Source organism: Streptomyces capoamus, from assembly GCF_014654935.1.
GTDB lineage: Bacteria > Actinomycetota > Actinomycetes > Streptomycetales > Streptomycetaceae > Streptomyces > Streptomyces capoamus.
Genome location: NZ_BNBF01000013.1, coordinates 10,173 through 10,394, shown reverse-complemented (window position 1 = coordinate 10,394; position 222 = coordinate 10,173). Strand labels below are relative to the sequence as shown.

Here is a 222-nt window from a genome sequence, read left to right as displayed (position 1 = left end):
CGAAATCGTCCGTGAGCAGTGCTTTGAGCGCTTCCTCCCCGCTCGATGCCCGCACCAGCGTCTGATCGAGCGCAGAGAGGATGGCCTCCAGCGCCAGCAGATTCTCCGGCCGGTCATCGACCAGGAGGATCTTGGCCTTCTGCACCATGGCCCGCCCTCCTCGCCCCGGCGGTACACCGGGCGCCGCCCCAGGGGACGACTCCCTTTCGCCGCCCGTCCTTG

General features: G+C 68.5%; 1 protein-coding gene. It reads right to left on the bottom strand.

The genetic code is table 11. The annotated features are described in order from the left end of the window. The coding region (locus tag IE312_RS41075; protein WP_502266982.1) for a response regulator at window positions 1-148 on the bottom strand (148 nt) is incomplete at its 3' end. Between the last annotated feature and the right edge of the window lie 74 nt (window positions 149-222).